At 71.2% G+C, this 11606-nt stretch carries 13 protein-coding genes; 6 read left to right on the top strand and 7 right to left on the bottom strand.

The window, feature by feature from the left end:
• Positions 1–153: 153 nt before the first annotated feature.
• From MXD58_RS10330 to MXD58_RS10320, 3 genes are all read left to right on the top strand, one after another.
• Complete coding sequence (locus MXD58_RS10330; RefSeq protein WP_248841257.1) at positions 154–1023, top strand: class I adenylate-forming enzyme family protein; 870 nt, start codon at positions 154–156, stop codon at positions 1021–1023.
• 39 nt (positions 1024–1062) lie between these two features.
• The gene (locus MXD58_RS10325; protein WP_248841256.1) at positions 1063–1458 is read left to right on the top strand and encodes a VOC family protein; all 396 of its coding nucleotides are present in this window, start codon (positions 1063–1065) and stop codon (positions 1456–1458) included.
• Positions 1459–1709: 251 nt separating this feature from the next.
• Entirely contained in the window at positions 1710–3275 is a 1566-nt protein-coding gene (locus MXD58_RS10320) for a long-chain-fatty-acid--CoA ligase (protein ID WP_248841255.1), read from the top strand.
• Positions 3276–3337: 62 nt separating this feature from the next.
• Here the strand turns inward: MXD58_RS10320 and MXD58_RS10315 are convergent, their stop codons facing one another.
• The 3 genes from MXD58_RS10315 to MXD58_RS10305 all read right to left on the bottom strand — a co-directional run bounded on the left by MXD58_RS10315 (position 3338) and on the right by MXD58_RS10305 (position 6924).
• A complete protein-coding gene (locus MXD58_RS10315; protein WP_248841254.1) occupies positions 3338–4216 on the bottom strand; it encodes a nuclease-related domain-containing protein in 879 nt (292 codons plus the stop codon).
• 300 nt (positions 4217–4516) lie between these two features.
• Complete coding sequence (locus MXD58_RS10310; protein ID WP_248841253.1) at positions 4517–5419, bottom strand: alpha/beta fold hydrolase; 903 nt, start codon at positions 5417–5419, stop codon at positions 4517–4519.
• A gap of 251 nt (positions 5420–5670) precedes the next feature.
• Positions 5671–6924: an MFS transporter gene (locus MXD58_RS10305; RefSeq protein ID WP_248841252.1), complete on the bottom strand. Its 1254-nt coding sequence runs from the start codon at positions 6922–6924 to the stop codon at positions 5671–5673.
• A gap of 189 nt (positions 6925–7113) precedes the next feature.
• On the opposite strand from MXD58_RS10305, the gene MXD58_RS30240 reads away from it, so the two are divergent.
• Together MXD58_RS30240 and MXD58_RS10295 are read left to right on the top strand one after the other, a co-directional pair.
• Positions 7114–7695, top strand: coding sequence for a TetR/AcrR family transcriptional regulator (locus MXD58_RS30240; RefSeq protein WP_284678169.1), 582 nt, complete (start codon positions 7114–7116; stop codon positions 7693–7695).
• A 135-nt stretch (positions 7696–7830) separates the two neighbouring features.
• The gene (locus MXD58_RS10295; RefSeq protein WP_248841251.1) at positions 7831–8109 is read left to right on the top strand and encodes a PIN domain-containing protein; all 279 of its coding nucleotides are present in this window, start codon (positions 7831–7833) and stop codon (positions 8107–8109) included.
• Between the two features lie 686 nt (positions 8110–8795).
• Here the strand turns inward: MXD58_RS10295 and MXD58_RS31080 are convergent.
• The 3 genes from MXD58_RS31080 to MXD58_RS31665 form a co-directional block, all read right to left on the bottom strand.
• Positions 8796–9560 carry a helix-turn-helix domain-containing protein gene (locus MXD58_RS31080; protein WP_284678168.1) on the bottom strand — a complete coding sequence of 255 codons (765 nt, stop codon included), beginning with the start codon at positions 9558–9560 and terminating at the stop codon, positions 8796–8798.
• A 223-nt stretch (positions 9561–9783) separates the two neighbouring features.
• Complete coding sequence (locus MXD58_RS10285; protein WP_248841250.1) at positions 9784–10218, bottom strand: NADPH-dependent F420 reductase; 435 nt, start codon at positions 10216–10218, stop codon at positions 9784–9786.
• 159 nt (positions 10219–10377) lie between these two features.
• Positions 10378–10596 (bottom strand): SDR family oxidoreductase, encoded by a 219-nt coding sequence (locus tag MXD58_RS31665; RefSeq protein WP_248841249.1) that lies wholly within the window; start codon positions 10594–10596, stop codon positions 10378–10380.
• On the opposite strand from MXD58_RS31665, the gene MXD58_RS10275 reads away from it, so the two are divergent.
• A complete protein-coding gene (locus MXD58_RS10275; RefSeq protein WP_248841248.1) occupies positions 10555–10827 on the top strand; it encodes a hypothetical protein in 273 nt (90 codons plus the stop codon). The genes MXD58_RS31665 and MXD58_RS10275 overlap by 42 nt on opposite strands.
• A gap of 111 nt (positions 10828–10938) precedes the next feature.
• On the opposite strand, the gene MXD58_RS10270 is transcribed toward MXD58_RS10275, so the two are convergent.
• Positions 10939–11606: acetamidase/formamidase family protein (locus tag MXD58_RS10270; protein ID WP_250609255.1), on the bottom strand; the 668-nt coding region annotated here is incomplete at its 5' end.

Raw genomic sequence — 11606 nt, 5'->3', positions numbered from 1 at the left:
CCCCCCCCCCCCCCCCCCCCCCCCCCCCCCCCCCCCCCCCCCCCCCCCCCCCCCCCCCCCCCCCCCCCCCCCCCGGCGGCACTAGCGTGAGTGGTCATCGGCAGAGTCGTCACCGAGGTGCCGGCCCCGCCGCGCTGAACAACGGAGGCCAGGATGGACGGGGACCTACCGAGCTTCGCCGAGGTCGACGCGGAGCTGTGCGCCGCCGGCGAGTTCTTCGAGATCGAGACCGTCGACGTCCGCGGCATCCCCACCCGGACCTGGAAGAACGCCCCCCGCAATCTGCGGGAGGTCATCGAGGCGGGCACCCGCAACAGCGGCGAGGGCACCTTCATCGTGCTCGGGGACGAGCGGATCAGCCACGCCCGACACTTCGAGCTCGTCGTCCAGCTCGCGACCGCGTTCGTGCGTGACGTCGGCGTACGCCCCGGGGACCGGGTCGCGATCGCGATGCGCAACCTGCCGGAATGGTCGGTCGCGTACTTCGCCGCCACGGCCGTCGGCGCCGTTGCCGTGCCGCTCAACGGCTTCTGGAACGGCGCGGAACTCGCGTTCGCGATCACCGACTGCGATCCGAAGGTCCTCGTCGCCGACGGCGAGCGCCTCGAACGGATCGCCCCGCACACCGGTGAGTTCCCGGGCACCGCGCTGATCGGTACCCGCCTCGACGACCGCGCCCACAGCGGCGACCTGCCCGCCGGGATCAGGCCCCTCGACGAGGTGTTCGCCGCCGCCGGCGATGCCAGCGCCCTGCCGGACGTCCCCATCGACCCGGACGACCCCGCGTCGATCTTCTACACGTCGGGCACGACGTCCAGGCCCAAGGGCGTCTACGGCACCCATCGCAACGTCTGCTCGAACCTGGTCAGCATGATGTACGCGACCGTCCGCGCGCTGCGCCGCCGCGGCGAGCAGGCACCCCCTCGCCGCGGCCCCACCGTCATGATGGTCCCGCTGCCGCACGCCGACCCCTCCAAAGCGACCAGCCGGTGGCGGGGTTGGTTCTTCTGCGTGGTCAGGTAGAAACCCGTGGGCGCGGACGCTCGGCCCTAGGGTGAGTCCATGACCATCACCCATGTGACGCTGCTGTCCATTCCGGTTTCGGACCAGGAGCGGGCGAGAGACTTCTACGTCAACACGCTCGGGTTCGACCTGCTCGAGGATGAACCCATGGGGCCGGGTCAGCGCTGGGTCCAGGTCGCGCCGAAGGGCGCGCTGATGTCGATCACCCTCGTGACCTGGTTCGACTCGATGCCGCCCGGCTCGCTGCGGGGTCTCATGCTGGACACCGACGACCTCGACGGGGACATCGCCACCTTGACCGAGCGCGGCGTGCGCTTCGAGGGCGATATTCAGCAGCAGCACTGGGGCCGGTTCGTGACGTTCACGGACCCGGACGGCAACGGCCTCATCCTGCGCTCGGCCCTGGAGGCCGGGCCGCGGTCCGCGACGGGCTGACCGCGGCCCAGCGGCCAGGACAGCAAGCGCACCAGTCGTCGGCGGCCGCATCGAAGTCATCGGAGCCGGTGCAGGGGGAGATCGGTCTCCGTCACGAGGTCGGTCGCGATCAGAGCTAAACCGAAGGCGGCTGTCCGTGGGAGCATTCCCCGAACGGGCGGGGCGTCGGTGCCACGATCGCAGCGAGTCCGTGGCTCACCTCCTCGCGCCGGCACGGCGACGGATCGTCGAGGTCCCGGAGGGGAGATCCCATGCTGAACCTGGCTGTGGTGCTGGAGACCGCGGCGCGCCAGACGCCGCAACGGTCCGCGCTGGTCGCGGGTGATCGTCGGCTCTCCTACCGGGAGGTGGACGACGCGGCGAACCGGCTCGCGTCCGCGCTCGCCGCTCGCGGTGTCGGTCCGGGTGACCGGATCGCGCTCGGCTGCCCGAACATTCCGGCTTTCGTCGTAGTGTACTTCGGGATACTCAAGACGGGTGCCACAGTTGTCCCGCTGAACATCCTGCTCACCGCGAAGGAAATCAGCCACCAGCTCGCGGATTCCGCGGCGAAGGTGTACTTCTGCTTCGAGGGGACGGCGGGCCTGCCCGCCGGTGAGGCGGGTCGGGCGGCGTTCGCCGCCGTACCCAGCTGTGCGACGTTCGTGCTGGTCACGGCGGACCCGGCAGGTGTCTCGCCGTGGCCGGATGTGCCGACGCTGGCGGAGTTCACCCGGGACGCGCCGGCGGAGTTCGACACGGTGCCCACCGAACCGAACGACGTCGCCGTAGTGCTCTATACCAGCGGCACGACGGGCCGCCCCAAGGGGGCGCAGCTCTCCCACAGCAATCTTGTGCAGAACGCGCTGGTGTGCCTCCAGGTATTCCGAACCCTCGAGCCCGACATTCACCTGGTGTGCCTGCCGTTGTTCCATGCCTTCGCCCAGACCATCCACCTGCTCGCGGGATGTGCCAGCGGGTCGACCCTCGTGCTCCTCGCGCGGTTCGATCCCGAGGATGCGCTTGCCTGGCTGGAACGCGCGGACGTCACCTTCTTCGCCGGTGTGCCAACGATGTACTGGTCGCTGTTCACCTGTTCGTCAGTGGAACGTTTCGACCTGGCTCGGATCGCGGACAACCTGCGGATCTGCGTTTCCGGGGGATCGGCGCTACCGGTCGGATTGCTGCGGGACTTCGAGGAACGTTTCGGGGTGCCGATCGTCGAGGGATACGGACTGTCGGAGACGAGCCCGCTGGCGACGTTCAACCGGCTGGATCGGCCGCGCAAGCCGGGTTCGGTCGGGTTGCCGGCGTGGGGCGTGCAGGTGCGGATCGTCGGCGAGGACGGTAGGGACGTCGCCGCCGGGGAGCCCGGAGAGGTCCAGGTGCGCGGCCACAACGTGATGGTCGGCTATCTCGGCCAGCCGGCGGCGACCGCGGCGGCGATCGATGCCCACGGCTGGTTCCGCACCGGTGACATCGGCAGGCTCGACAGCGACGGATTTCTCTACCTCATCGACCGCCTCAAGGACATGGTCATCCGGGGCGGTTACAACGTGTATCCGCGGGAGGTCGAGGAGATCCTGCTGACCCATCCCGACATCAGCCTCGTCGCGGTTGTCGGCATCCCGGACGAACGCCACGGCCAGGAGGTCAAGGCCTTCGTCATCGCGCGGGAGGGCACCGCGCCGACCGAGGAGGAGATCGTGGCGTGGTGCCGGGAGAACATGGCCGCCTACAAGTATCCGCGGGTCGTGGAGTTCCGCGCGTCATTCCCGATGACCGCGGCGGGAAAGATCCTCAAGCGCGAACTCGTCCGCACCAGTCCAGACACCTGACCGCCGACTCCTCTGCTCCTCGACTCCTCGACTCCCCGGCTCCTCGACTCGGGCCGGGGTGCTCAGGCGTCGAGCCAGGTACTGGGGTCACGCGCACGGGTGTGGATGGCCTCGACATCCGTCGGCGCCCACACGCCGGTTGCGCCGGCGAAGACGTCGCCGAGCAGGGTGTGGTGCGTCGCGTAGACGTCGCGCAGGGACGGGACGACGGTGAGCGACTCCGCCTCGACGAAGGCCAGCACGCCGGCGACGGCGACGGGAAACCCGCACGCCCGGGTCAGCGCCGCCGACGCGCGACGCGCCTCGGCCCGGGACTTTCGGGTGTACGGGTACGATCGGCCGCTGACCGACACAGCCTCATCGCCGACCCAGATCCGACTGCCGCGGTGGTATTTCGTGTTGACCGTGAAAACTCCGCCGGGGCCGACGAGCAGATGGTCGATGTCCACGTTGCGGGGCAGCGGGATCGAATGCAGGACCCGCCATCCGCCGGCGGTGAGGGGTTCGAGTTCGGCCGCCACCAGCTGTTCGCCGGCGAGCCCCGTGCGCCAGCCCGCCGTGTCCGGCCGGTCGCGGCGCCGCATCCGGTCCAGCAGGGCACGCCACCAGGACGGTGTGAGCTCGGCGAGCTTGGCCTCGATCGCCGCGCCGGGCGGATTGGCCGCGAGATCGCCGCGGGTCACCGGCGCCGTCTTCACCGCGGTGGCAGGCGTGGCCGCCGCGGAGCGAGCCGAGGCCGCGAAGCTGGTCGGCGCTGCCGGGTCGGCCGGGGCGCGGGCCGAGGGGGCGTTCAGGTGCGGGGCGAGGATTTCGCGGACGGACTGCTCGTCGACGTCGAGGGTCAGCGCGAGATGGCCGGTGCGGCGGTCGAAGCAGGCGGCGGTGCGACCATCAGAGGTGTTCACATAGAGCCGGTCATGCCCGTACCGCTTCCAGGGCACGACCCGTAATCCGTCCAATGTTCCGCCGATCGACGATCCGATACCCACGACAGCGCACGGACAGGCACGGCGGAGTTCACGCCGTAAGACCCGGGAATCCGCGCGGGCGGATCCCGGCAGAATCGCTGGCGGGCGCTGCTCACATTATCCAGGTGGGCCGGCTGCAGCCACCGGTTCCGCGGGTTTGCCGGCCGGCCGTCCGGCCGAGGATTTGGCCCGGCCGGCTGACCAGCGGAAATGTTGACGGACGTGGTGGGAATGCCGGCTGGACGTTCCCGCGACCGTCGGTCGAATGCCGTGTCAGCGGCCGGGTGCGACAGCCACGGCACGCTGGACGAGGTTGGTGATGCGGTTGGCGAACGCCGGCCACAACGAGCGGGGCAGGCTGTGGCCCATCCCCTCGAAGATCGCGAGCTCGGCGCCGGCGAGGGCCGCCGCGGTTGCCCGGCCACCGCTGACGTCGCACATCGGGTCGGCGGCACCGTGGATCACCAGCGCGGGCACCCGCACCTCGCGCAACCGGGCCGTGCGGTCCCCGGAGGCGAGCACGGCGATCGACTGGCGAACCATGCCGGCCAGGTCGTAGCCCCGGTCGAAGGTGCGGGCGGCGCGCTCGGCGACGTCCCGCTCGTCGAACGGGAAACCGGGCGAGCCGACCGCCCGCATGGCGCGGACCTGCCAGTCGACGAAGCCGGCGCGGTCCTCCGGCGGGCTGCCCAGGCCGCCGACGACCAGCGGATTCGCCGTGCCCACCGAGGAATCACCGGTGCTGGACATCATCGAGGTCAGCGAACGGACCCGGCTGGGATGCTCGATCGACACCGTCTGCGCGATCATCGCGCCGAGGGAGGCGCCGACGAGGTGCGCCTCGGCGAAACCGAGCGCGTCGAGTAGTCCGATGGTGTCGGCGGCGAGGTCCGACAGCGTGTACGGCACGAAGTCGATCTCCTGGGTGCCGGGGCCGGCCAGGTCCGGCATGGGCAGCTCGCCCAGACGGGTCGAGTGCCCGGTGTCGCGGTTGTCGAACCGGATGACCTGCAGGCCGCGGTCGGTGAGTTCGGCGCAGAACGCGTCGGGCCAGCTGATGAGCTGCGCGCCGCCGCCCATTATCAGCATTACCGCCGGATCGAGCGGATGACCGATCCGCTCATAGGCCACATCAATGCCCGCCGGGCCGACATTCCGCGCGATCTGCTCCGCCATGTCCGTACGCCCTCCTCGGGTGGCCGACGCGGGCACGTTACCAGTCGGCGGGCGTCTTTCCGTCGCAGCCGGACGCTTACCGTCGAGCGGTCGGGAGAACAGTGCGCGGAGAATTGTTTTCCGGTGAATCAGCCACGCTACGGGCGGGCTGGCCGAACAGCGCCGCCTCGCCGCCGCAACGCCGATTCACGTGGCTGCCGGGTAGGCGCTGGTGACGCCCGCTGTCGCCCGCACCTCCCCCGCCGCGAGGGTCAGCCGCGGCGAGGGGAGGTGCGGGCGAGACTCACCGCGGCGGCGCCGGCCAACAGCACCAACGCGAGGACATAGCCGACCGCGACCTGGCGCAGATCATGGCCCCGGCTGACGAGGTATCCCGCGATCACCGCGGGGATGCCCATGCCGGCGTAGGACACCACGAACACGGCGGAGAGCAGACCGGGGCGCTGTTCGGGGGACGCCAACGGCGTCACGGTGCGGATGCCGCCCTGCAGACTCGCGCCGAAGCCGACGCCGGCGAGCGCCGTCGAGACCAGGTAGGCGGCTTCGGAACCGGCGGCGATCGCGCCGGCCGAGCCGACGGCGCCGACGGCGAGCGTGGCGATGCCGACCGTCATCATCCGACCGGCGGTGAGGTCACGGAGCACGACTGATGCCACCGAGGCCAGGCCGGCGACGAGGAACAGCGCGACGCCGCCGAGGGCCACCGACCGGCTGTGCGCGAGATCGCGGGTCAGCGCCGGCCCGAGGGAGGCGTAGAAGCCGGGCAGCGCCCAGGCCGCGAAGATCACCGGCGCGGCGGCGAGGAACGCGGCGCGGGCCGGCGCGGGCACGGCGATCTGCGGCCGCAGCGAGCCGACCAGACCAGGCGCGCGGGGAGTCGTCTCGGGCTGACGGGCGATGCCGACGCCCTGCGCGACGAGGATCACCAGCAGCGTGAGGTAGACGAGGTGGGTGGGCCACGGCAGGTAACCGACGAGCAGGCCGGCGACCAGCGCGCCGACGCCGGAGCCGATCCCCGGCGCGGCCACGTTGAGGATCGTGCCGCGGTCCCGGTGGATATCGATCATCGAGGCGCCCAGGGTTCCGAGCGCGGCACCGGTGGCGACGCCCTGGATGATCCTGGCGGCGAACAGCGGGGCGAAGGAACCGGCGGTGGCGATCAGGGTGACGGACAGGGCCTGCGCGGCGATCGCGGCGAGCAGCACGGGCCGGCGCCCGACGTGGTTGGAGAGCTCACCGAGCATGAGCAGGCCGACGAGCACCGCGCCGGCGTAGCTGGCGAAGGCGGTCGTCGTCGTGAGCGCCGTACCGTGCCAGACGGTGTTGTAGTGCTGGTAGAGCGGCGTCGGGGCGGCGGAGGCGGCGAGGAACGACACGACGACCGAGCCGTACAGGGCGAGGCGACGGATCTCGCCGGCCACGGCCGCCCCGACGCTCGGCACCGGTCCGGGGGTCGGCGCCGGGGCCTGTGGGCTGGGCGCGACGCTGGGCATCACGGAAGTCATGTGAGGCGCTCCTCGATCGGTGTCCGCCGGATGGTGCGAACAGACAAGTCTGTCTATCATTGGTGAGACAGACCTGTCTACCCGGTGGGCCCTGATGCGCCGTCCACCCAGGTGAGACCGGTCATGGCGGTGGCGGCGTCGTAGAGTGGACAGAGTTGTCTACCGGGCAGTGAGAGCGAGGAACCGGTCATGGCAGTGGCCGCTAGGGACGCGAAGCCGGGTGCCCGCGAGCGCCTGCTCGACACGGCGAGCCGCCTGTTCTACGCCGAGGGCGTCCACACCGTCGGCATCGACCGCATCATCGACGAGGCCGGCGTCGCGAAGGCCTCCCTCTACAAGACCTTCGGCAGCAAGGACGCGCTGATCCAGGCGTACCTGCAGCGCCGCCGCGACGGGGTGACGGCGCGCATCGCCGAGCGGGTCGAGCGGACCGACGACCCGCGGGAGAAGATCCTCGCCGTGTTCGAGGCGCAGGGCGCGATGTTCGCCGAGCCCGGCTACCGGGGCTGCGCGTTCGTCGCCGCCACCGCCGAGGCGACCCCCGGCAGCACGATCACCGAGGCGGCGAGGGCGTTCCGCGCCTGGACCAGGGCGATGTTCGTCGACCTCGCCACCGCGGCCGGCGCCCCCGACCCGCAGACCCTGGGCCGCCGCCTGCACATCCTCTACGACGGCGCGAACCTCTCCGCCCGCCTCGACCGCGACCCCACCATCGCCGCCGACGCCCGCGCCGCCGCCGACACCCTGATCACCGCCGCCCTGGCCGGCTGAGCCCGCCCGCGGCACTTCCGCCGCCTGAGCGGGCCCGCATGGACGGCCCGTCGTCCGCCTGCGTACTTCGGGTAGAGGGAGCCGAACCCGTCGGCGTTGAAGTTGTGGATCACATCGCGGACCCGGTCCTCCGACGTGAACGCCACCTCCGCGATCTTCGCCGGGGTCGTTGTCTGCGCGGAGAGCAGGATCATCTGCGCTCGCCGCCACGTCACCACAGGCCCCGAAGCAGCCGCCGCCACCTGGGGCAAACTCTCTGCGGCCGCCACCCGGGCCGGACAGCCCTGCCCGGTTAACGACGTGTGGATCGCGGCCTGCTGCCTCACCCACGATCTGCCGCTCGCCACCTTGAACCTGAAGGACTACATGTACTTCAGGGACCACCACGGACTACGGATTCTCGGCGAGGAGTAAACGTCGCTCGCCACCTACATGTACGGGACAATGGTGAAGCCAGGCGTGACTGTGGACGGTACGGTCGACCGACCGCCCAGTCGCCGACGTCAGGACCGATGGCGAATAGCGATGATCGTTTGTGTCGAAATGGGTTCGGCCTGCTCGGGGAGATCGCCGACGGCCTAACCTGGTAGACCGCAAGCATCCCGGTGCCACTTCCAGAGGATGCGCCCCGGGCATTGACCTCCGGTGTCTGCTTTGGTGGGGTTCACAATGCTGATGGTGATGTAGAGTTTACCCGCGATTTCGCGGTTGCTGTGTCCTATCGCGGCCAGTGCGGCGACTCGTCGTTCGGCGTCGCTGAGGGTAGTGATTTCGGATGCTGTGTCTTCCGGTTCCGCGACGAGTTCGTCGGGGTCTGGGAAAAGCTTCGCGTGGAAGGTTTCGGAGTGGCACTCCTTGGCAACGTACCGAGCTCTTTGCAATGTCATGCGGGCCCTTTCGGGATCGCGGAGCAGCTTGTAGGCGTGGCCGAGCCCGGCGAGTGCTCCGGCGAACTCCAGCTTGTCACCGCTGGCGAGCAGTGCCTCGCTCGCGCGGCGGCCCGCTCAACGCCGCGACGTGGCTCGCGGCCACGCTTGCCGCCGCCGGCGACCCGCTGCGTGCTGGAGATGTGGTGCTGTTCCCGGCGGGCGGCGGTTCGATCAGGCGGCGGCGCTGGTGTCGAGCCGCGCCCGGGCATGGCAGCGCGGTGCGGACGGGCCACGCCGGCTCGCCGGGCGGGACGCACGCCGCACCGCGGTCCGTCGAGCGGCCGGGTGCGAATCGGCCCGAGCGCCAGCCGGGACGACGATGCGCCCGGTTCCGAGCGTGCCCGCGAAGTGGGCCGAGGATCCGAGGTTCGGCGAGACGCCCGTGGCATCGATCGGCGCGATCGCGTCCGTGGGTCCGGACAGCCGCACCCACATCCCGGCCCGCCCGCCGACGTCGACTGAGCCGACGGCGCTGGTCAGGGAGATGAACGGCGCCGTGGACCCGGCCACCGGGGCGGCTCTGTCCTCGCTGGCCACCGGGCCGACCGAGGCGGTGAAACCGATGCGGGCCGTCGGCGTGGCCCGCGCGGTCACCGTCGAGACAATCACGTGGGCATCGCCCGGTTCGCCGGCGATCGCGTGGGCCGCGGCCACGGCGCGCAGCGGCGCGGCGGGCTGTGGTTCGACGCGGGCGAGTTCGAGGCGTACCTCGTCGAGCAGGTCCGCGAGGCGCACGTGCAGTGCCCGGCAGATCGCCGCGAGCACCTCCGACGACGCCTCCTTCAGACCCCGCTCGACCTCGGACAGATACGGCATGGACACTCGCGCGGCATCCGCGACATTACGCAGGGTGCGTCCCTGGGCCAGCCGGCGGCGCCGCAGCGCCTCCCCGACCAGCCGGCGCAGCAACGGAACCTCGGCCTGCCGCCCCGCCATCACCACCGGATCGCCCTCCGCCGCTCGCGCCGGGAGCCGCCACGGCCGGCGACGGCCCAAGCACGATCACCGCACCCGTTCCAGCCGCCGAGCTCCAAAGCGCAACTCTGGCCTCCCAGGCTATCCGCTGGCGCCCCGCGGCGAGCGCCAACCTCCCAGCCGCCCCGCCGGACCCGAGCGGAGCGCCTCCGGGCAGGACGGTGCCGCTTGCATGCTTCTTCGCTCAGTGGGTGAATTCGTGGACGCCGAGGGCGAAGTTCCAGTGGCCGACGCCGTTGCCGGCCAGGCTCACCGTGACCAGTCCCATTCCCTCCAGCCAGTGCGCCATTTTCAGGCCGCCGACGTCGAGCGGGTGTAGCCCGAGGCTCTCGACGAATGCCGCCACGCCCGCCTTGGCCGGTGCGCTGTCGGCGGCCATGAAGACGTCGGGTCGGCCCGACTCCAGGACGTTACGGAAGATGGTGTTGAACGCCTTCACCACGCTGGCGCTGGCCGGGGCCACCTTGGCGATCTCCTGCGCGATCGAGGTCTCCACGCTGTGGGCCAGCCCGTCGAACGTGGCGTTGAAGGGATTGCTGATGTCGACGATGACCTTGCCGGCGAGGGCCTCTCCGTACTCGGCGACGACCGGGACGACACCGTCGTACAACAGGGCCATGATGACGATTTCCTCGGGACGGCCCATATTTCCGCGGGGAATGAGCGACTCGAATGCGTTCCTGGTTTGCTCGTCGAACAGTTCTTCCTGTTTGGCGGTGGCGACCTGGTCGGGGGTCAGGACGTTGACCCGGATCCCACGCTCGCGCAGTTCGTTGAGTCAGACGCGGGCCCAGGCCTGCTGGACTTCCTTGCTTCCCGCGTAGAGGCTCCAGCCGGGAAAGGCGCCGAGGGAGGCGTTGGATCCGGTCATGAGGATCGAGCCGTTGTCGTTGATCAGCGGCAGCGCCTTCTGCACGGTGAACAGGGTGCCGCGCGCGTTGAGCGAGAAGGCGCGGTGGAACTGTTCCTCTACATCGCGGCGGCCGTCGAGCTCCACGACCCCGAGCACCCCGCAGCCCAGTACGCCCGCGACTACAAGGTCGCCATCGCCGTGCGGCTCACTGATACCGCCCGCGAAGCCGGCGCCACCGACCCGGAACAACTCGGCGAGCAACTGGCACTGCTCATCGACGGCGCCGCCGCCCGCACCCGGGTCCTCAACAGCGCATCGTTCCCCACCGCCGCCGCCATCGCCGCCGTCCTGATCGACAACGCCATTCCCGCGTGATCCCCTCGCCAGCCCGGCGATGACCGCGCAACCACCGGGTCCGCTCCCGTTCCGGGGGGCTTGTGCCGGCCCGGCCCAGGTACCCGCCGAGCTTCGGCTTACCCGGCGTGCTCAATCGCCGATCGGGGGCACTGCGGGGAGCAGGCCGCGTAGGTCGGCGCGGCGGATGCAGCAGTGGACGCCGACGGTCTGGTCGACGACCTGGCTGACGGCGAAGTCGCCGGCGGCGCTGAGGTAGGCCAGGGCGACCTCGGGGGGCAGGGCGTAGCGCTCGCCGAGGAAGGCGATCGCGTTGCGGGTGGCGGCGCGCATCGCGGCGCGCAGGTCCGGGTCGAGGCCGGCGACGATGTGCAGGTCGGCGGTGCCCGCCCAGGGGGCGCTCAGCGCGGCGGCGAGGCGGCGGATCGCGTCGTCGGCGTGCACCGTCAGGCGGAGCAGGGCGCGCAGCGGCGCCTCGAAGGCGGTCAGTGCCACCTCGCCGTCGCCTTGGGCGAAGTGCGGGTCGCCGGTGTAGAACAGCGCGTCCGGGACCTGCACGGGCAGGTACAGGCGGGCGCCGACGCCGAGATGGCGGATGTCGAGGTTGCCGCCGTGCGGGCCGGGCGGCACCGAATGCACCGGAGCGTCCGTCGCCGCCGCGACGCCCATGATCCCGAGGAACGGGCGCAGCGCGAAGGTGATCTCGCGGCCGTCGCCGACGGGCAGGATGCCGGTCTCGCCGCGGGTGTGCGCGACCAGGCACACCGGCGCCACGGCGGCGCCGGCGGGCAGCCCCGGCG

Origin of the sequence: Frankia sp. AgKG'84/4, assembly GCF_023242965.2 — a bacterium.
Lineage (GTDB): Bacteria > Actinomycetota > Actinomycetes > Frankiales > Frankiaceae > Frankia.
Note: the sequence above shows the minus strand (reverse complement) of the source record. Positions and strands in the feature narration are given on the sequence as shown.